General features: G+C 31.8%; 18 protein-coding genes. 5 read left to right on the top strand and 13 right to left on the bottom strand.

Annotated elements, in window-relative coordinates; genetic code table 11:
• Positions 1-2: 2 nt before the first annotated feature.
• Positions 3-1,043: a sensor histidine kinase gene (locus J8L88_RS05700; protein ID WP_211060196.1), complete on the bottom strand. Its 1,041-nt coding sequence runs from the start codon at positions 1,041-1,043 to the stop codon at positions 3-5.
• A 207-nt stretch (positions 1,044-1,250) separates the two neighbouring features.
• On the opposite strand from J8L88_RS05700, the gene J8L88_RS05695 reads away from it, so the two are divergent.
• The gene (locus tag J8L88_RS05695) at positions 1,251-2,120 is read left to right on the top strand and encodes a DUF5694 domain-containing protein (protein WP_211060195.1); all 870 of its coding nucleotides are present in this window, start codon (positions 1,251-1,253) and stop codon (positions 2,118-2,120) included.
• Between the two features lie 109 nt (positions 2,121-2,229).
• Here the strand turns inward: J8L88_RS05695 and J8L88_RS05690 are convergent, their stop codons facing one another.
• Together J8L88_RS05690 and J8L88_RS05685 are read right to left on the bottom strand one after the other, a co-directional pair.
• Positions 2,230-2,979 carry an acyl-CoA desaturase gene (locus J8L88_RS05690; RefSeq protein WP_211060194.1) on the bottom strand — a complete coding sequence of 250 codons (750 nt, stop codon included), beginning with the start codon at positions 2,977-2,979 and terminating at the stop codon, positions 2,230-2,232.
• Between the two features lie 250 nt (positions 2,980-3,229).
• Positions 3,230-3,745, bottom strand: a complete 516-nt coding sequence (locus tag J8L88_RS05685; protein WP_027391286.1) for a hypothetical protein — start codon at positions 3,743-3,745, stop codon at positions 3,230-3,232.
• Positions 3,746-4,045: 300 nt separating this feature from the next.
• Between J8L88_RS05685 and J8L88_RS05680 the strand changes: the two genes are divergently transcribed.
• Positions 4,046-5,632: an NAD(P)/FAD-dependent oxidoreductase gene (locus J8L88_RS05680; RefSeq protein WP_211060193.1), complete on the top strand. Its 1,587-nt coding sequence runs from the start codon at positions 4,046-4,048 to the stop codon at positions 5,630-5,632.
• 256 nt (positions 5,633-5,888) lie between these two features.
• Here J8L88_RS05680 and J8L88_RS05675 read toward each other — a convergent pair whose 3' ends face one another.
• Together J8L88_RS05675 and J8L88_RS05670 are read right to left on the bottom strand one after the other, a co-directional pair.
• The gene (locus tag J8L88_RS05675; protein ID WP_247666422.1) at positions 5,889-6,845 is read right to left on the bottom strand and encodes a DUF547 domain-containing protein; all 957 of its coding nucleotides are present in this window, start codon (positions 6,843-6,845) and stop codon (positions 5,889-5,891) included.
• Positions 6,846-6,927: 82 nt separating this feature from the next.
• Complete coding sequence (locus J8L88_RS05670) at positions 6,928-7,524, bottom strand: hypothetical protein (protein WP_027391291.1); 597 nt, start codon at positions 7,522-7,524, stop codon at positions 6,928-6,930.
• Positions 7,525-7,632: 108 nt separating this feature from the next.
• On the opposite strand from J8L88_RS05670, the gene J8L88_RS05665 reads away from it, so the two are divergent.
• Positions 7,633-8,517 (top strand): M28 family metallopeptidase, encoded by an 885-nt coding sequence (locus tag J8L88_RS05665; protein WP_027391292.1) that lies wholly within the window; start codon positions 7,633-7,635, stop codon positions 8,515-8,517.
• A gap of 38 nt (positions 8,518-8,555) precedes the next feature.
• Here the strand turns inward: J8L88_RS05665 and thrC are convergent, their stop codons facing one another.
• The 4 genes from thrC to thrA are packed head-to-tail and all read right to left on the bottom strand — an operon-like array spanning position 8,556 to position 13,614.
• A complete protein-coding gene (gene thrC / locus J8L88_RS05660; RefSeq protein ID WP_211060192.1) occupies positions 8,556-9,845 on the bottom strand; it encodes a threonine synthase in 1,290 nt (429 codons plus the stop codon).
• A gap of 19 nt (positions 9,846-9,864) precedes the next feature.
• Positions 9,865-10,230, bottom strand: coding sequence for a RidA family protein (locus J8L88_RS05655; RefSeq protein ID WP_027391294.1), 366 nt, complete (start codon positions 10,228-10,230; stop codon positions 9,865-9,867).
• A 1-nt stretch (position 10,231) separates the two neighbouring features.
• A complete protein-coding gene (locus J8L88_RS05650) occupies positions 10,232-11,155 on the bottom strand; it encodes a homoserine kinase (RefSeq protein WP_211060191.1) in 924 nt (307 codons plus the stop codon).
• Positions 11,156-11,169: 14 nt separating this feature from the next.
• A complete protein-coding gene (gene thrA / locus J8L88_RS05645) occupies positions 11,170-13,614 on the bottom strand; it encodes a bifunctional aspartate kinase/homoserine dehydrogenase I (protein ID WP_118386333.1) in 2,445 nt (814 codons plus the stop codon).
• Positions 13,615-14,018: 404 nt separating this feature from the next.
• On the opposite strand from thrA, the gene J8L88_RS05640 reads away from it, so the two are divergent.
• Complete coding sequence (locus tag J8L88_RS05640; RefSeq protein ID WP_211060190.1) at positions 14,019-15,554, top strand: NAD(P)H-hydrate dehydratase; 1,536 nt, start codon at positions 14,019-14,021, stop codon at positions 15,552-15,554.
• Between the two features lie 116 nt (positions 15,555-15,670).
• Positions 15,671-16,540, top strand: coding sequence for an anti-sigma factor (locus J8L88_RS05635; RefSeq protein ID WP_118386332.1), 870 nt, complete (start codon positions 15,671-15,673; stop codon positions 16,538-16,540).
• A gap of 59 nt (positions 16,541-16,599) precedes the next feature.
• Here J8L88_RS05635 and J8L88_RS05630 read toward each other — a convergent pair whose 3' ends face one another.
• From J8L88_RS05630 to J8L88_RS05615, 4 genes are all read right to left on the bottom strand, one after another.
• Entirely contained in the window at positions 16,600-17,547 is a 948-nt protein-coding gene (locus tag J8L88_RS05630; protein ID WP_027391299.1) for a leucine-rich repeat domain-containing protein, read from the bottom strand.
• On the bottom strand, positions 17,540-18,496 hold the full coding sequence (locus J8L88_RS05625) for a hypothetical protein (RefSeq protein ID WP_211060189.1): 957 nt from the start codon (positions 18,494-18,496) through the stop codon (positions 17,540-17,542). Before J8L88_RS05625 ends, J8L88_RS05630 begins: the two co-directional genes overlap by 8 nt.
• Position 18,497: 1 nt before the next feature.
• Positions 18,498-19,394, bottom strand: a complete 897-nt coding sequence (gene xerD / locus J8L88_RS05620; protein WP_118386329.1) for a site-specific tyrosine recombinase XerD — start codon at positions 19,392-19,394, stop codon at positions 18,498-18,500.
• A 71-nt stretch (positions 19,395-19,465) separates the two neighbouring features.
• Positions 19,466-19,999 carry a hypothetical protein gene (locus tag J8L88_RS05615; protein WP_027391302.1) on the bottom strand — a complete coding sequence of 178 codons (534 nt, stop codon included), beginning with the start codon at positions 19,997-19,999 and terminating at the stop codon, positions 19,466-19,468.
• Positions 20,000-20,032: the final 33 nt, after the last annotated feature.

Raw genomic sequence — 20,032 nt, 5'->3', positions numbered from 1 at the left:
GTTTAGAGTTCAAGTTGCAGGTATGCCTCAAACTGGTTTTCGGTTTTTTGATGTTCTAAAATAAAACTATCCTTATAGATAACCTCTAATCTTTGTTTAATATTTTTAGTACCTATGCCTTGTTCCGTATATGTATCAGAAGTATTAATGTAGTTTTTCGTTTTTAACTCTAACGTATGATCGCTGATCACTAATGTAATATTAGCCGGGCGGTTTTTGTCATTGATGATTCCATGCTTACATACATTTTCTATAAAATGTATTAGGATAAGAGATGGAATTTTTTGATTATGTACAAAACCATCTATATGCAATTGCACATGGAAATTATCCTCATACCTGCGTTTAAAGAAATATAAATAATCTTCAATAAAGGTTATTTCTTTATTTATAGAAGTGAAATCTTCGTTTGTTTCATAGGTAACATATCTCAATAATTTAGATAGTTTTAAAATATCACTGGCCGTTTTAGGTTTGTCTTCATATAGTTCTTCATAAAAGTTATTTAAGGTATTAAATAAGAAATGAGGACTTATCTGTGATTTAAGTACAGAGAGTTTTGCTTTTTCTCGTTCGATTTGTAATTGATGTATTTCTTCTTTGTTTTCATTGTATCTAAAAAATAAACACACAACAGCACTAACCAAACAGACTCTTAAGGTATAATAAAAAGAATCCCAAGCGTAGTTGCTAATGAGTTCTGATAGTGGAACATCAAAAAAATAATTATGCCTACCTGTGATATTATATAAGATGATTTCTTCTAAAAAGAAACGCAACCCTGCAAATAATAAAATCATTGCTATGAATACTAAGAAGTATTGAAGGTGTTTTTTCTTAAATAGAAATTTAGGAACACTATATATATAATTTATAATATACACTGTTAATAGTGATATAGTAAATGTGGTTTTAAATAAAAATAAAGTAAAGCTCGAAGAAAAAACATCTTTATCAAAAATGATATAATCTCCAAGTACATCTAGGATAATTATTGCCAATACAATTAATAGGTTGTATAGAAACTCTTTTTTAGTATTCATACTCCAAAAGTAGTTTTAAATACGATTCCTTTTATTCAATTAGTATGAACAATTCTTTTTATAGGATGAACTATAGTTTTTGTTATACAAAAACCTATGTTTTATAATATGTAAGGTTTATAAAATAATAAAAGGTGTTCGTGTAAAATTCCTATTGCACCAGCGTTAAGGCCGTAACATTGTATTGAATTTAATAAATCATATATAATGAAATACAGTCTATTATTACTTATCAGCATTAGCATCACTTTATTTACTACTAAAATAGAAGCTCAGGAAATCTCCAAGGAGAATGAAGGAATTCTTAAACCATATGAAAGTTATTATCCAAAACAGAAAACGAAAGTGCTAGTTGTAGGTACATTCCATTTTTCATACCCAGGTCTGGATTATACCAAAACCAATGATGATGATAAAATCGATGTGCTAAAAGAACCTAAAAAGTCAGAGGTGGAAGAGTTAGTGACTTATATCAAAAGGTTTAAACCTACAAAAGTTGCCATAGAGGCAAAACCAGATTGGGGGATGGATAAAAAATACGAAGAGTATAAAGCAGGGAAACATAGGGATGTAAGAAACGAGAGTTACCAACTAGGAATGCGAATTGCAAATGATTTTAAGTTAGCCAAGATTTATTCTGTGGATGCTACTACGTTTAGCTCAGAATTAGAAAAGAAATACCCTAAAATGATGAAAGAATTGACGGAAGGGTATGATTTTCAATCTGATGATCCTTTTACGAAAATGACGCAGAAATCCTTCAATGAGTCCACTAAGTTTCCTTCTAAAGTAAAAATCCTTGATTTTTTCAAATATATGAATACAGTAGAAGGACATAGACATAATTATGGCTCTTATCTTGTGGGCGATTTTAAACTTGATAACAATCGAGGAGCCGATTTTTTATCCATATGGTGGTATAATAGGAACTTAAGAATATTTAGAAAAATACAACAGATAGAGCAAACAAAAGAAGATAGAATATTACTCATCGTAGGAAACGGACATGCCTCTGTATTAAGGCATTTATTCGAGTATTCACCAGAGTATGATTTTATAGAATTTAGTAATCTGTAGTTTTTATATGAAGACACTAAATACTAATAAAACAAAAATATCGAGCGTTACAAGCTCGATATTTTTGTTTTATTTGAGTGTGTTTTAAAGCTACTAACTTTATTGTCAATTATTGTTTCGTCGCTACTGCACTCTTCTTTAATTTAATAATGCCTAACGTGTTTAATAACAGCATTATATAATAAGTAGGATCTATTTCATGCCATCGTACACCACCAAAGTTAGCTCTACCACTATATTTATGATGGTTATTATGATAACCCTCTCCCATCATTAAGAAATCAATTGGGAGTAAGTTTTTAGAGGTATTATCCACTTTAAAATTAGTATACCCAACAATATGACCAAACCAATTAATAATAACTCCGTGTATAGGTGCCATAAAGAATGCTATTGGAAGAAATAACCAATGCCACCAAGCGGTAGCAAAAAAATAAAAGAATACAGTGTATCCTAATCCCCATGCGATTCTAGAAAAATTAGAGCTAGCAAACGTATCAAATGATTTCCATTGAGGAGTGTTTTTGGTGAATTTTGTATCTAAAGAAATTCGCTCATTATTGATATCCTGATATATATTTTTAGTTCGCCACATCATGCTGAACATATTACTATCATACTTTGGAGAATGCGGATCTTTTTCGGTATCCACAAATGCGTGATGCATACGATGCATGACACCATAACCATATGCACTTAGATAATTAGATCCCTGACATACCCAAGTTAGAAAAAAACACATTTTTTCTGTAAAATTAGACATGGTAAATGTTTGGTGTGCTGCGTATCTATGTAAAAAGAAACTTTGAAAAAATAAACCTGTATACCATAATACAAGCATAAAAATAAGAATAGCCATTTTTAATTTAGAGTTGAGTTTGTAATCATTTATGATCCACCATTATCTGGTTTAGTGAGATGGGTGCAAAAGTACATATACTTATAAGATGTATTTAGCTATATGTTGGTTTATTTTTAGGGAAAACTAAAATTGATTCTTAAAAGCCGTGGTTTGGTATTTTAATTAGGTAATTAGAATCGATTGATCGTTAGTACAAATAATAAACCAGATCCCATAAGAACCTGGTTTAATTGTATAATCAATTGTTTTATCTATATACAGAATACTGTATAACACAAGAATTGTTTTGTCTGTCATTACACTCAAAATAGATGATATCAGCATCTACAAAAGCAGCTCCTCCAGAACCAACAATTTGTGACACTTGAGCTTGTAAATCGTCTTGATAATGATCAAGGTTAATATCGCTGTCACCATCAACGTAATATACCATACTTCTAAAGTACGTATTTACTACATTAGATGGAGGCCAGTTTCTCGTATACGTAGTGCACTCACGTACATATCTTTCGAATTCTGAAGAAGCATTATCAGAACACCCTTCATCGCCACTTAATGTGCAATTAGCTTTTTCGATAGTTGTAGGGATTTTACTTAATTCTTCAGGTGTAGCAATACGTTGTTCTTCTGTACCAACAAGATCAAAGATAGCTGTTCTGTCTACAGATTCCGCTGATTCATTAAGATCTGTATCGTCGCTACAAGAAACGATTGTTAATGTTAGAAATAATACGCCCAATAATGATTTAAAAAGTGATTTCATTGTAATATATTTAAGGTTAAAAGTTGAAATAAAAGTAAACAACAGTACCTAAAAAATGAGGGTGTTACTTTTTAAGAAATCGTAAATAATACGATGTATTTTTAGGGGAATTTTTAACTTTTTTTAATATTTATTTAAGATGCAAATAACATATAGCTTAATAACAGTAATAAACAGTGGTTTTTTAATTTATATGCTGATTATTAGCGAATTGTGTTTTTGGGAAATAATCATTTTGAAGTTTATCAAGTATCGTATTAAGATTCTTCTTAGATTTGATATTCAACCAAAAACCAATATATGATTCAGTCCTATAAACAACGTCCTAAATTAGAAGATAAGTATGATGCTATTATTATAGGATCTGGTATGGGAAGTTTAACAGTAGGAGCTATTTTGGCTAAAGAGGGTAAAAAGGTTCTTATTTTAGAACGTCATTATACGGCTGGTGGTTTTACACATATATTTAAACGCAAAGGATATGAGTGGGATGTAGGTATTCATTATATTGGAGGAGTACAGCAAGAGAATAGCCCTATTAGAAAGTTGTTTGATTATGTTTCTGATGGTAAATTAGCATGGGCCGATATGGGAGAAGTATATGATCGTATTATTATTGGCGATAGATCGTATGATTTTGTAAAAGGTGTTGAGAATTTTAGAAATAAAATACTAAGTTATTTCCCAGATGAAGAAAATGCAATTGATGCTTATATTGATTTAGTTTTTAAATCAAATAAGGCAATGGGAGCTTTTTACAAAGAAAAAGCACTGCCTGGCTTTTTACGCTTTTTGATTGGAGGTTTCCTAAAAAGACCATACTTGAAATATGCAGATCAAACCACATATCAAGTATTAAGTAAGCTTACTAAAAATGAAGAATTAATTAAAGTACTGTCTGCTCAATATGGTGATTATGGATTGCCTCCAAAACAAAGTAGCTTTGCAATGCATGCTTCTGTTGCTAGACATTATTTTGGAGGAGGTAATTTTCCGGTTGGAGGTTCCTCTAAAATAGTGGAAACAATAGATCCTGTAATAGAATCTTCTTTAGGAACTATTCTGATTAATGCTGAGGTAGATGAAGTGATTATTGAGAATAATAGGGCAAAAGGAGTAAGAATGATAGATGGTAAGGAGTTTTATGCGGATACAATTATTAGCGGTACTGGAGTTTTTAATACTTTCGAAAAATTAATTCCTACCTCTATTAGTACCAAGTTGGGACTATTAGAACAATTACAGAAAGTTACACCTTCGGTATCTCACGCTTGTTTATATATGGGTTTTAAGAGTTCTCCCAAAGAATTAGAATTACCAAAGACTAATTTTTGGATATATCCAAATGATGGAGATCACGATACGTGCGTAGATCGTTATCTAAAAGATGAAACAGCTCCTTTTCCAGTAGTTTATGTTTCATTTCCTTCTGCTAAAGATCCCGATTGGTCCAATAGATATCCTGGACGTAGCACAATTGATATTATAACTTTGGTACCATATGAAACTGTTTCGCAATGGAAAGATACCAGATGGATGAAACGAGGAGAGGATTATGAAACTTGGAAAGAACAGATATCTCAGCGTTTAATGAAAGAGCTTTTTAAACAACTTCCACATTTAGAAGGAGAGGTAGATCATTATGAACTTTCTACACCACTAAGTACACAACACTTTGTGAATTATAAAAATGGAGAAATCTATGGAATTGATCATACGCCAGATCGTTTTCGTCAGAAGTTTTTACAACCCAGAACACCTATCAAAGGATTATATCTAACAGGGCAGGATATTGTTACAGCTGGTGTTGGTGGTGCTTTATTTGCAGGAGTTGTTACGGCATCTGCAGTTACAGGTACAAATTTTAAGAATAAGATTTTTGTATAGGTAGACATGCTACCACAGAATTAATTCACTTTGGCATGCAATTAGGTAAAGAAAATAAGATGTTAGATCACTTGATTTCAGTAGCTTTCAATTAACTTACGTTTTATGATTAATATAGATATACTAGTTATGATCGTTCAGGAAATATAGCAGGTAAAAAGTAAAAACTGCTGGAGAGAAGATATAATAGTACTTTTTAGGGATTTAGATGAGCTAATTTTTAAAAAATAGATATACAGTAGAATTCTCAATTTATTTAATCATTAAGATCCCAGTTATAATCTAAGTATTTTATTTCTGCATTAGGAGTTATCTTTGTTGTAGAAAAGTTATTAATAAACGGGATTATACCTTTTTTGAAATCCACTTTGTACCATTCAAATATTTTACTAATTTCAATGGAGTTTTCTGAAATTTTATTTTTTGAAGAATCGGTAATCCAGCTTTTAGAAAGCATATTTAATTGCGAATTTAATTTAGAAGGAAGAAATGCCCCTTTCATCAACTTAGGACAAGAAATAGCAGCACAGTTAAATGCTACATGTAATCTAGGTTCATTAAAATTAGGGCGTACAATAGAGTTTTCTATTTGATTTAGAGAGTATGTTTTATTTCCAGATTTTATGAATTTCTTATCCCAAGGTTTACCATTATTTATATCCTTAATACTTTTTACTGGATAATTACTGGCTATCAGATGAATTGTAGCAGCATTATACAAATTAAACCAATATGCTAATTTTTCATTTTTGGTCCAATCCTTTTTTGGAGGAGTTACTTCTAAATGTGACAAGTAGATTTCAATGGATTTAATATTTGATTTAAAACCATTATAATTTACTTTTCCAGAAGAGGAGACATGTTTTTTGGTTAAACTATTCCAAATGGTATGATGTGGTCTAACCCTTTCAATATTACCTTTCGTAATCTCTTTTTTTTCTTTTTTATCTCCTGCCTTGGCTTCTTTTGCAATTTCTCTACCCTTAGATACCTTTATATCAGTTTCTGATTCTTTTACTTTATTAGTTACAATAACAGAATCTTTTACTTCTATTTTTTCTTCATTAGATATAATTTGCTCAGAGGTGTGATCGACCATAGCAGTATCTATAGCAGTAGTGCTTTCTGGTTTAATATTAGATTTTTCTTCCTTTTTGTTAGAAGTACATCCGATAATAAAGAGGATAACTAATACAAATGATATTTTTCGCATAGTATTTTGGTTTTAGTACTAGTAGATTAGGCCTTATTAAGATAGGCAATTATTTAATAAAATATAAGCAAGGTTTACTTTATTATTTTTTGCAATCTATAGAAACTTGTATTTCATTTAACCTGTTCCATATTGAGTGATCAATTTCTTTAGGAGATATTCTAAAGATTACTAAGTGTTTATCAATAGAATTACATTCAATATAGGTAGCAATAATATTTAGAGCGACCTCTTTTTTAGTTGTAAAAGCGTCATAGGTCATTACTTTACCAGCATAAGATGTATTATCAATTTTTTCGAAGAAAGCCTTAGTTTCTTTAACTTTCTTGGTGGCATCAGGTTCTGATTTAACCATTCCTTGCATTAATCCGATAAAATAATCTTCTAGTTGTGACTCTAAAACTATATTGGATAATGTTGGTTTTTCATCTAGATACCAAAGAAAGGCATAAGAAAAATAATCCTCAGCACCTTCTTTACCCCAACCAGGAGCAAATCGAACATATTCCGTACCTTTATAATTAATTGATGGTGCAAACGATAATGGAAACTCTATAGTTTCTTTTCTCCAATTATCAGGAGCAGATAGATAGTTAATAGATGATTCTTCTTTTTTACAACCACCAATGAATAACAAAGTAATAATGATAAAAAATGGTATGGTTTTTGGATTTATCATAAGGAAATGTTTATTTTAAGACAATATATATACTAATTGTAAAATTATATATTGTTTTTTATAAATTTGTTAGAAGGAAAGGAAAAATAAGAATACAAAAATTTTAAAATGAAATTATATAAGTTTAGAACATTACTATTATTGATTTTTTGCATTCAGATTTCAGTAGCTCAATCATTGACTGATCAAGAAGAAGCAGAGATTATTAATATCCAAAAGGATATTGTTGGTAAACTAACTGGACATATTCCTATAAAAGGAAAAAAGAAATTGTCTAGTAGAGCAAGTAATTCGGAAAGAAGAATCACAGCTGATTATTTATTTAATTACCTGAAAGATTTAGGGATTAAAGCAAAACGTAATAATTATAACGTTCAAGATAAAAAAGGGAATCAGTACAATGGATCTAACATATATGCCGAGATTCCTGCTACCAATGGTAGCGATGAATATATTGTCTTAGGAGCTCATTATGATACAGCAGAAGGAAGTCCTGGAGCAGTTCATAACGCTACTGGAGTTGCCTTAACTTTATATGTGTCGGAAAAGCTAACCAAGTTAGCTAATCGTAATATTAATTTTATGATTGTATTTTTTGATCAACAAGAAACGAATATGATTGGATGTAGAATGTTTGTAAAAAAACTACAGGATGATAAATACAATGTAAATTCTATGCATCGTGTAGATTATGTAGGATGGGATAATGACGAAGATAGAGCTATAGAGTTATTAGCATCCAATATAAGTTTAGAATCAGCATATCGATTAGAATCTGGTGTACCTGTTTTTAAAAGGAGAGTATCAACTCCAGAGACTAGAGTATTTTCTACTTTAGGGTATGATACGATAACAATAACTGCAGAGTTAATGAATGGAGATAATTCCCCGTATGTGCATCAGTCCGAAGATAAGTACACAACAGTTAATTTTAGGTACCTAGCATCTACTTCTTATATAGTCTCTAAAGTAATGAAATCACTTTCTAAATAAATTTTAGGATAAATAAAATATTCTAAAAGAGTTTCTTCTTAACTAAGAAGAAACTCTTTTAGTTTGTTATAATCATTGGTTTTGATACTTACTTTTTTCTTATTCATTACTTTTTGAATCTGCGGAGGGATTGATATTTTAGTATCTAAAGTTTCTTCGACAATATCCAAAAACTTAACTGGATGAGCAGTTTCTAAAAATACTCCGTATTCATTTTCTTTTAAATTATATTCTTTTAACCCAAGATAACCGACTGCTCCGTGAGGATCTGCTATATACTTTGTCTCTTGATAAACTTCTTTCATAGCTTGTTTTGTGCTTTGGTCATTAAAACTATAAGCAGAAAAACTACTTTTTAAAGATTCGAAATTATTGTTGAATAACTGTTGAATTCTAATAAAATTACTTGGATTACCTACATCCATGGCATTAGATATAGTTGCTTTAGAAGGTTTTGGATCATAATTTTCCGTATTCATATATCTAACAACCGTATCATTTACATTGGTAGCAGCAACGAAGTGTTTGACAGGAAGGCCTAGTTTATGTGCTACAATTCCGGCGCAAATATTTCCAAAATTACCACTTGGAACAGAAAATACAATATCTTTTCCTTTACTTTTCAATTGTTTATAAGCAAAAACGAAATAAAATAATTGTGGCAACCATCTGGCGATGTTGATAGAATTAGCAGAGGTCAATTGCCTATGATCTGTAATACTTTTGTCCAGAAATGCTTTTTTTACCATATCCTGACAATCATCAAATACTCCATCTACTTCTAACGCTGTTATATTTTGTCCAAGAGTTGTTAATTGTCTCTCTTGTATATCACTAACTTTACCAGAAGGATATAAAATCACCACATCGACACCTTTAACCCCAAGAAAACCTTGTGCTACCGCACCTCCAGTATCACCAGATGTAGCGACTAATACAGTAACTTTATTATCATTAGTTCTATTAAAATATTCTAAACAACGCGCCATAAATCTTGCACCTACATCTTTAAAAGCCATTGTAGGTCCGTGAAAAAGCTCTAACGTACCGATATTTTCTTTGATATCAATTACAGGAAAATCAAAACTTAACACATCCCTAAGAATATCCTTTAATTCTGAATCAGGAATCTCATCACCAACGAATTGTTTAATGGTTTGAAAACCAATTTCTATGGTGTCTAAATGTTCAATATTATCAAAAAAAGATGAAGGTAAAGGAGTTATACTTTCAGGAAAATATAAACCTTTGTCTGGCGCTAATCCTTTTATAACAGCTTCAGAAAAAGGTACTTTAGGAGCGTTATTATGTAAACTATAATATTGCATTTTTAATCTAGTTTTAGTATTATGAAACTATAGCAGAAAATTCAATCTCTACTAAAATATTGGGATCAATTAGTTTAGAAACTTCTACCATTGATGTTACAGGTTTTATTTTGCCAAAGTATTCACCATGAGCTTTACCAATTTCTTCCCATTTGCTAATGTCTGTACAGTATATTCTAGTTCTAACTATTTGATCTAAATCAGCATTGAATTCTTTTAGTACATTCTTTACGGACTCAATAATAGCTTTGGTTTGCTCATATTCGTTTTTTCCTGGAGCAGTTGTTCCTGATACTTCAATGATATTACCAATTTTAATGGCTCTAGAATATCCTACAATGTCTTCCCAAGGAGATCCTGTTGCTATTTTTTTAATTTCTTGCATATCAATTTATTATTTTAACTCCTTGACTATTGATTTTAGAAATATGAATATCAAAGTCAAGTCCTGTTTTTGTATACACTTTATGTATTGCGTTTCCCACGTTTTCCGCAGTAATCATACTTTTGCTTAAAGCAAATATGGAAGGTCCAGAACCCGAAATCCCACATCCTAAAGCACCTTCTGCAATGGCGGCTTTTTTAACGTTTTCAAATTCCGGAATTAGAATCGATCGCATAGGTTCTATGATCACATCTTCTAAACTACGACCTATTAAATCATAATCCTCAGTAAAAAGCCCAGATATAAAACCTCCAACGTTACCCCATTGATGTATTGCTTGCTTTAATGTTACATTTTGTTTTATAACGGATCGCGCATCCGAAGTTTTTACTTCAATTTGAGGATGAATAACAGTCATTACCAAATCATCAGGAGTGTGTAATTTTATCACATCTAAAGGGGCATAACTTCGCACTAAAGTAAATCCGCCTAATAGGGCAGGAGCGACATTATCTGCATGTGCATTTCCGCTAGCTAGTTTTTCTCCTTCCATTGCAAATTCGACTAATTTATGAGGAGAAAAGGGATGATCCAATAAATAATTTACAGCCCAAACGGCTCCTGCGCTACTAGCAGCACTGCTGCCAATACCACTTCCTGCTTTGATTTTCTTGTAAATTTCAATATCTACTCCAATTTCATTTTTATAATTAGCTAATAAAGCTTCTACAGCAACACCAGCTACATTTTTTTTAGTGTCTAAAGGGAGATCAGCTCCTTCAATTTTAGTAATTCTTACACCTGGTTTCGAACTAAGTGATATGACCATTTCATCTCCTACAGTGTCCAAACAGCAGCCTAAGACATCAAATCCACAAGATAGATTAGCAACGGTAGCTGGAGCAAATATCTTTATACTTTTCATGTTAATATTGAGATTTACTTTTTACCAATTCTTATAATGTCAGCAAATATACCAGAAGCCGTTACTTCTGCACCAGCACCAGCTCCTTTTACAATAAGAGGTTGTTTTGGATAGCGATCTGTATAAAAAAGAACAATATTATCACTTCCTTCTAAATTGTAGAATGGATGATCCGAAGGTATATGTTGTAAACCTACCTTTGCTTTACCATTCTCATATTGAGCGACATATTTTAATCTACATTCTTTTTTGTTAGCTTCCTCAAGAATTTGAGAAAAATGAGCTTCGTTCTTTTTTAATGATTCGAAAAAATCATCAACAGTTGAAGTGTCGAGACTCTGTTGTGGTAAAAAAGCATCCTTTTCGATATCATCTAACTCCATTATTTGACCACTTTCTCTGGCTAGAATTAAAATTTTTCGAGCAACATCTACACCACTTAAATCAATTTTTGGATCTGGCTCAGTGTATCCTTCTTCTTGTGCTTGTTTTACAACATCATAAAAATTAGTGTCTTCATTATAATTGTTAAATACAAAATTTAAACTACCCGATAATACTGCTTGTATCTTATGTACATTATCACCCGATGCAATTAGATTGTTTAATGTATCAATGATAGGCAAACCAGCCCCTACATTAGTTTCATAAAGAAAAGAAGCGCTAAATTTTCGCGAAAGCTCTTTTAATTCAGAATAGTTAACATATTCATCAGCACAAGCAATTTTATTACAGGTTACAACTGCCATACTTTCTGATAAATAGTGCTTGTATACTTTGGCAATATCTGGATTTGCAGTATTATCTACAAAAATCGAATTACGGATATTCATTGCTTTAGCAGTTTCAAAGAATTTTTCTGAATTCGCTTTTTCTCCACTAGCTAATTTTTCTTCCCAAGAATTTAGTTTAATTCCTTGTTCATCAAAAACCATAGTTCTTGAATTAGAAATTCCAACCACTCGTATCTTTAAACGTAATTTATCTTTTAAGTAACTTTTTTGTTGTTCTAATTGTGATAATAATTTACTACCGACATTACCTACACCTGTAATAAATAAGTTTAGTTGTTTTGTTTTTACTTCGAAAAAACGTTCGTGTAATATATTTAGGGCTTTTTTGATATCTTTTTTCCCAATTACAACAGAAATATTTTTTTCTGAAGCTCCTTGAGCTATTGCTCTAATATTTACATTGTTTTTACCTAAAGTGCTAAACATCTTACCACTTAAACCTTGATGGTGATACATATTATCACCAACTAAAGCAACAATAGCAGCATCGTTTTCAATTTTAACAGGATCTACTTTATGCTTTGTAATTTCAAACTCGAAAGCAGAATCTAAAACTGTTTTAGCTTTTTCTGCATCAATAGCTTCTACAGCTAAGCAGATGGAATGTTCAGAAGAAGCTTGAGTAATTAAGATTACATTGATGTTTTCTAGAAATAGAGCTTCAAACAAACGTTTTGAAAATCCTGGAATACCTACCATTCCACTTCCTTCTAGTGATATTATAGAGATGTTATCGATATGACTAATACCGGTAACTGGTTTTGGTCTATTAGTAACTTCTCTAGTTATCAAGGTACCTTTATCTTCAGGTTTAAAAGTATTTTTGATAACAATTGGAATATTTTTATCTAAAACCGGATGAATGGTTGGAGGATAAATAACTTTAGCTCCAAAATGGGACAATTCCATGGCTTCCTGATAAGAAATATGTGATACAGGTTTTGCTTGTTTTACTAATTTAGGATTGGCAGTATACATTCCACTTACATCCGTCCAAATTTGTAATTTTTCTGCGTGTATACCTGATGCTAAAATTGCTGCTGTAAAATCTGATCCGCCTCTTCCTAAAGTTGTAGGTTCTCCAACCGATGTCCTTGCTACAAAACCTGGAAATAGACTGATCTGATGTTTGTTATCCTCGGCATATCGTTTTATTCTAAAATTGGTTTCTTCATAATCAATAGTAACTTTCGAAGCTTCAGTTGTTATTATATAATCTCTAGAATCTTTTAAAACGATGTCTAATCCTTTTACTTTAGCAGCTTCAGAAATTATAAAAGAAGATAACATTTCTCCAAAACTAGCAATTACAGATTCAGTTTTGGGAGATAACTCACTTAAAAGATATACTCCTTCACACAAAGATTCTAGTTTATTTAACTCTGATTTGACTTTACTGATGATAGAGCTTTGCGAAACCACCGGGATTAATTCCTTGATAGCTTCGAGATGCCTACTTTCTATAGTTGTTAGTGTATTTTTATATTTTTCGTTGTTAGAAGAAGCTTCTTTGCCAGCCTTTATTAGTAGATCTGTAATTCCACCAAGGGCAGAAACAACCACATAAAGAGGTTTGTTTACAGATTGTTTTTCGATGATTTCTATAACTTTTTCTATAGTAGTTGCATTTGCAACCGAGGAACCTCCAAATTTTAGAACGTTCATAATATATTTTTTATAATGATGTATTTAATAAAGCTTTTCGTTAGATTATTTACTTAAAATAAACTAACTACTTAATTTCTATGATATATAAATGATTAACCCCTAAGGGTAATAATAATAGTAGAAGTACGTGTAAATGAAGTGTAGGCGAAAGCCGCTGTTGTTCCTAACGCGAAAAGTAAAACCGAGATTGAAACCGTACTAAACATTAGTTTAATTTATATTTAAGTTCAAATGTATAATTTTTTACTTTTGAACAAAATAAAAACGTTAGTAATCATAAACTTTTATTGATACTTTAATTTAAGGCTGTATTCATTAAGGCATTCTTAAAAAAATCTAATCAAAAAGGATTATTAATGTTTGTAAAATGTATCAAAAAATAATCACTAAAATTTAAACTTGTGAAGATATTTTCCGCTGATCAAATGCGTAAGGCAGACGAAGTAACTATTCAATCTCAAAAGATTACTTCTTTAGAGTTAATGGAAAGAGCTGCTACTCAAATATTTAATGTTTTACATCAACGATTGCAAGGAGCTCCGATTCCGATTCATGTATTTTGCGGTATTGGAAATAATGGAGGAGATGGTTTAGTGATTTCACGTTTGTTAGTGGAACATGGATATCATGTAAAGACATATATTGTAAATTTTAGTGATAAAAGATCTGATGGTTTCCTAGTTAATTATGATCGTTTAAAGGGAATAGGTGTAGAATGGCCTGTGCAACTAAAGTCTAATGAGGATTTTCCAGAAATTAAGCAACAGGATATGGTAATCGATGCAATTTTTGGGATAGGTTTAAATAGGCCGGTAGTACCTTGGGTTATTAATTTAATTAAACATATTAATGCGTCTAGATGTTTTACGTTATCTATAGATGTACCTTCAGGTTTATATGCAGATAAAGCGCCAGATGATCCCGAAGGTGTTATATATGCTTCTACGACCGTTACTTTTCAACTACCTAAGCTAATATTTTTCTTACCAGAAACTGGACAGTATTCCCAAGATATGGAGGTTATTGATATTGGCCTAAGTAGAGAGTTTATATCCCAAACTCCGGGCTTTGCAGAATTAATAGGTAAGAACGAAGTACTTTCTCTATACAGGCCTCGTCATAAATTTGCTCATAAAGGAGATTATGGACATTGTCTACTTATTGGAGGAAGTTATGGTAAAATAGGTAGTACAGTTTTAGCAACAGAAGCTGCTTTACGAATAGGAGCGGGGCTTGCTACTGCATATATTCCAGAATGTGGATATGATATTTTACAATCGTCGGTTCCTGAAGCAATGGTTATTACGGATGAAGAAGATGATTATATATCTAAAATAAAGTTTGACATTAAACCATCCGTTATTGGAGTAGGGGTTGGTTTAGGAACTAATGATAAAACGATTGAGGCATTTGGTGAATTCTTAAAGCAAAATAAAACTAAGTTGGTTATTGATGCGGATGGAATTAATATATTAGCTAATAAGTCAGATTTCTTACAATATATACCCGCAAAAACGGTATTAACGCCACATCCTGGAGAATTAAAACGACTAATAGGAGCATGGAAAGATGATTTTGATAAGATTAATAAGGTAAAGGTGTTTTCTAAAAAGCATGATTGTATTATCGTCATTAAAGGTGCAAATAGCTTGGTTATTTATCAAGACGATATTTATGTAAATACTTCTGGTAATCCAGGAATGGCTACAGCTGGTAGTGGAGATGTTTTAACAGGAATTATTACAGGTTTGATTTCTCAAGGATATGATTCGCTGTACGCTGCAGTATTTGGAGTTTATTTACATGGCAGTGCTGGGGATATAGCAATTCAACAAACTGGTTATCAAGGTTTATTAGCAAGAGATATTATTTCCCACATCGGAAAATCTTATATAGAATTGTTCAAAAAACCGCAACAAGTGCCGCCAGAAGCATAAAATTCTTTAATACACGTTGAAAAATAACGTTTAAAACGTACAATTTTATCAGCTTTTTGTAGTTAATTTGAATATTGATATCCATACTATCAAGAATTAAATTAAAAAAGCAAAAAATGATGAAAAACAAGATGATGGCGATGGCAGCAATCGCCTTAGGATTATTGGGTGTTTCCTGTTCTAGTGATGACGGACCACCTGTAGCTAATGTTGCTATAGAAACAATTGGATTAGAAAACTTAACTGGAGGTTCTACCTACCAAGGATGGTTAATAGTAGATGGTCAAGCGGTACCAACTAGTAGATTTACAAACCCTGCGGGAACTATAAATCTTACAGTATTAGCTTCTGACTTAGCTGATGCTACCGAATTCGTTCTTACTGTAGAACCAGTAGGCGATACAGATAATGTTCCTTCTGATGCTAAAATTTTGACAGGAAGTTTTAATGGATCTAATACTGCGACGCTTAATTTTGCGCCAGTAGTTGCGGATTTATCTAGTACAGCGGGACAGTTTTTTCTAGCTACTCCAACTGATGATGTAGCTGATAATGATGAATTTGGTGTTTGGTTTATGGATGGAACATCTGCAGGATTAACATTACCTACTTTAGCGAGTGGTTGGAAGTATGAAGGTTGGGTAGATTTCGGTAATGTAACAGTTTCGACTGGTACATTTTCTGATGCAGAAGGAAGAGATGATGCTAATTTCTTTAGTGGTTCTGGAGGGATGATTCCAGATTTTCCTGGGGAAGATTTTCTTGTACTTCCAAGTCAAATTCCATTGACTGGGGTTACATTTCCTGCTTCAGTAGCAAGTAGAAGAGTTTTTATTACCGTAGAGCCTTTTGGCGATAATGATCCAGCACCTTTCTACATTGAGCCATTAAGCGGAACTGCAGGTATTACTACAGGTCCTTCAAATCCTGTTACAATGACTTCGGATACTTCTATGCCTTCAGGTAGAGCAACGCGACCTAATTAAATCTTATTTTAAGATATAATAACAATACTAAAAGACTCTCGGTTTTTCCGAGAGTCTTTTTATTTATAATTCTTTTGTTGGAACGACAGTAGGAAGAACCCTTTGAAAGTTTCTTTTGCTTTTACGATCTCTTCTTGAGATAGTGGGTTATTATCCAAAATTAGTCCCGCTAACGGGTATTTTTCAGTTTCATAGGTAATAGGGATTGATACAATCTCATTATTATTAATATGTACCATAAGTAAAGATTTCATACTTGAAAAAACACTAGGGAGCTCTTTAAATTTGTTAAACCCGGCGTGTATTACCCACACACTTTTCATTTCCTTTAATTGATCAGGAAGCGTTTCTAAATCATTATGATCTATATAAAAAAATCGAATTTGATTAAGTTTACTAATAGTATTTGGTAACTCCTTTAGATTGTTATGATCTATCCATAAAGAATACAAATCGGGTAATTTTCCTAAATGAGAATAACTTGCTTCATCGTGTATCTCATTATATGATAAATTTAAATCTCTTAGCGTATTGAGTGCTGTTATATTCTTAGGGATTTTAGTGAGCTGGTTATTTTTTAGGTTTAAAAACTCAATGGGTAATTCAGAAATTTGCTGTAGTATTTGTGAGAGATCAAAGCCTGGATTATTTATTAATGAAATCTGCTTTAGCTTAGGGAATAGTTTGATGGATTCAGGGATTGTTTTAATATCTAAGCTATCTAAGATTAATACTTCTAGATTTTTATGAACCGAAAGCACCCTGAGACTATTGTCGATATCTAACCCCTTATTATTACTTAGATTAATCATTCTAAGATCTTTTAATTTGGTAATTGAGTTAGGTAACTCTTTAAGTTTTTGATTGCTTAGGTCTAAACGGTGAATTTTTGAGAATTTTTCTAAATTGATTTCTACATGAGTTTTACTATAAAATGTGGTGTAAGTATTACAGCTACTGCAAAGCAATAGAAGACACAGGTGAAATAAGAATTGTTTTTTAATCATCTGTAGTCGTTTTATAAAATACGTTTCCGCTTACTTCTATATAGATTTTATCTTTGGTTTCTACTAACCAAGGGAATCTAGGATTTAGCCCTAAACCATCGTGCAGTATGTTTTGTATGTATGCTCCTGCTTTTTGGCTATTAATTCCTAGTTTAGAATGTATAGAAAAATCATTTTCTTGATGTGTTACATATCCGTATAAGTTTCCATAAAATAACTCTTTAAAAGGAGGTAGTGTAAACCATACGTTTTTACGTCCATCATCAGAGTTTACTTGATTTCTGGGGGATTGACTGTAATCAGGTCTTGGCGTAAATAAATCAATACCAATCCCAAATTTTTGTATTGTTTGTGGATCAATTATTTTAGTAAAACCAATGTCCAAAGAACCTGTAACACCATAATCGGTGCCCGCTCCCTTAAATAGTCCAATACTAAAATCATTCTGAAAGGCGAAATGGATATTATGATTTGCGTTACTAAATCGCATAAGAAATGCTCCACGTCTTAGCCCATATGATTTCAAAGATTTAGGAAGATAATCTTTACTAAAACCAAAGCCTAAACCATTAAAACCTCCTTTTCCATTAGGGTTAAATATAAGGGTGGTGTTTAGGTTAGAAATAGATGAACCTAGTAAATTACTGTTTTTACCAATACCAGCTAATGCAAAAAATTCATAAGAATATGCGAGTCCAGAACCGTTAACAGTATGTCGTTTTAAGAATTGATAAGAAGCAAAGGATAATCCAGTTTCCATAGAAATATCTCCATAGTTTAAAGTTCCAAAACCATAAGCTCCTAGTTTTAACCATTGATTTTGATTGCCAATAGTAATTTCTGCCTTAAGCATAACACCTCCATCTGCACTGAAGCGTTGGGAATAGATTAAAGAGCAACTTAAAAATAGGATATAGGTAATGTATTTTCTTAAGGTATTCAAAATCATACTATCTTCTTGGATGAAATGTATTAATTACCTCACTAAGATGGCTTCTGTCCATATGCATATATATTTCTGTAGTCGTAATACTTTCATGACCTAACATTAATTGAATAGCTCTAAGATCTGCTCCGTTTTCTAATAAATGGGTGGCAAAAGAATGTCGGAAGGTGTGCGGACTTATATTTTTATGAATTTCGGCTCTTTCTACAAGTCTTTTTACAATAGTAAAAATCATAGCTCGTGTCAGTTGCTTACCTCTTCTGTTTAAAAACAATGTATCTTCATGTCCATTCTGAATATTTAGATGAGTTCTTATTTCATCCTTGTAAATATTGATGTATTTCTGCGTTACATCTCCAATAGGAACAAATCGTTGCTTATCACCTTTACCAGTGATACTAATAAAACCTTCATCAAAGAAAAGATCCGAGAGTTTTATATTGATCAATTCGCTAACTCTTAATCCACAACCATAAAGTGTTTCGATAATGGCTCGATTACGCTCTCCTTCAGCTTTGCTTAAATCTACCTTAGAAATAATTAAATCTATTTCTTCTAATGATAAAGTATCGGGTAGTTTTCTTCCAATTTTAGGAGCTTCTATAAGTTCCATTGGATTTGTATCTCTATAATCTTCAAAAACTAAATAATTAAAAAAACTTTTTAATCCAGATATGATTCGGGCCTGTGATCTAGCATTTACTAGTTTTGCGGTTTCATATATAAATTGTTGTAGTATATCTTTTTCTATGGATAATGGAGTCTTTTGTATATCGTGTGCTTCTAGATATTTGATTAGTCTTTGAATATCAAGACTATAGTTAATGATGGAATTATCAGAAAGTCCTCTTTCTATTTTTAGATAATGTTCATAGTCTTTTATGGCGTGACTCCATTTCATTTTTCTAATATAAAAAGAAAAACCATCCTGATCTAATCAGGATGGTTTAATAAATTTATAAAAGATAGTTTTTATAGATGAATAGCAAATCCAATATTAAGTTGGAATGCATCCGTATAGAAATCATCATTTAAACTTAAATTATATCTTACTCCAGGCTCAATGCTAACATTGTCTCCAATGAAAAAAGCATACCCACCTTGAATACCAAAGTAAGAAGGATCTTCATCGGCATCGCTACTGATACCACTGTAATCTATTTGTACAGGTATAGACCCTATAACGTAATATTTAGCACCAATTTTATAACTAAACCTATCAACTGCATCAGCATCAGAATTAGCTTTAATTGATCCATATCCTAATCCAGCTTTTAAGGCTAAATTGTCGATAATAAAATATCCACCTTCTAATCCAATATTAAAAATGGATCCTGCATCGTCAGAAAAAGTAGTGAATTGTATACCAGTGTTGGCTGTGTGAGCAGCGCCAAAATTAGTATTGGCTTCAATTAGCCATTTTCCTTTAGAAGTTTGCTCCCCATCCTGAGCATTAGCAAATGTTAAGCTGCATACTGCAAGAGCAGTTAGAATTAATTTTTTCATGATCATTGTTTGTTTAAAGTTGAAACAAATGTA

Origin of the sequence: Aquimarina sp. MMG015, assembly GCF_018100855.1 — a bacterium.
Classification (GTDB): Bacteria; Bacteroidota; Bacteroidia; order Flavobacteriales; family Flavobacteriaceae; genus Aquimarina; species Aquimarina latercula.
This window is presented reverse-complemented; position numbering and strand designations above follow the sequence as displayed.

Coding starts and splice junctions, on each gene's coding strand:
- J8L88_RS05695 (WP_211060195.1), top strand. CDS start 1,251: ATGAAATACAGTCTATTATTACTTATCAGCATTAGCATCACTTTATTT.
- thrA (WP_118386333.1), bottom strand. CDS start 13,614: ATGAACGTTCTAAAATTTGGAGGTTCCTCGGTTGCAAATGCAACTACT.
- J8L88_RS05625 (WP_211060189.1), bottom strand. CDS start 18,496: ATGATTTTGAATACCTTAAGAAAATACATTACCTATATCCTATTTTTA.
- J8L88_RS05690 (WP_211060194.1), bottom strand. CDS start 2,979: ATGGCTATTCTTATTTTTATGCTTGTATTATGGTATACAGGTTTATTT.
- J8L88_RS05615 (WP_027391302.1), bottom strand. CDS start 19,999: ATGAAAAAATTAATTCTAACTGCTCTTGCAGTATGCAGCTTAACATTT.
- xerD (WP_118386329.1), bottom strand. CDS start 19,394: ATGAAATGGAGTCACGCCATAAAAGACTATGAACATTATCTAAAAATA.
- J8L88_RS05655 (WP_027391294.1), bottom strand. CDS start 10,230: ATGCAAGAAATTAAAAAAATAGCAACAGGATCTCCTTGGGAAGACATT.
- J8L88_RS05680 (WP_211060193.1), top strand. CDS start 4,046: ATGATTCAGTCCTATAAACAACGTCCTAAATTAGAAGATAAGTATGAT.
- J8L88_RS05700 (WP_211060196.1), bottom strand. CDS start 1,043: ATGAATACTAAAAAAGAGTTTCTATACAACCTATTAATTGTATTGGCA.
- thrC (WP_211060192.1), bottom strand. CDS start 9,845: ATGCAATATTATAGTTTACATAATAACGCTCCTAAAGTACCTTTTTCT.
- J8L88_RS05675 (WP_247666422.1), bottom strand. CDS start 6,845: ATGCGAAAAATATCATTTGTATTAGTTATCCTCTTTATTATCGGATGT.
- J8L88_RS05670 (WP_027391291.1), bottom strand. CDS start 7,524: ATGATAAATCCAAAAACCATACCATTTTTTATCATTATTACTTTGTTA.
- J8L88_RS05665 (WP_027391292.1), top strand. CDS start 7,633: ATGAAATTATATAAGTTTAGAACATTACTATTATTGATTTTTTGCATT.
- J8L88_RS05630 (WP_027391299.1), bottom strand. CDS start 17,547: ATGATTAAAAAACAATTCTTATTTCACCTGTGTCTTCTATTGCTTTGC.
- J8L88_RS05685 (WP_027391286.1), bottom strand. CDS start 3,745: ATGAAATCACTTTTTAAATCATTATTGGGCGTATTATTTCTAACATTA.
- J8L88_RS05650 (WP_211060191.1), bottom strand. CDS start 11,155: ATGAAAAGTATAAAGATATTTGCTCCAGCTACCGTTGCTAATCTATCT.
- J8L88_RS05635 (WP_118386332.1), top strand. CDS start 15,671: ATGATGAAAAACAAGATGATGGCGATGGCAGCAATCGCCTTAGGATTA.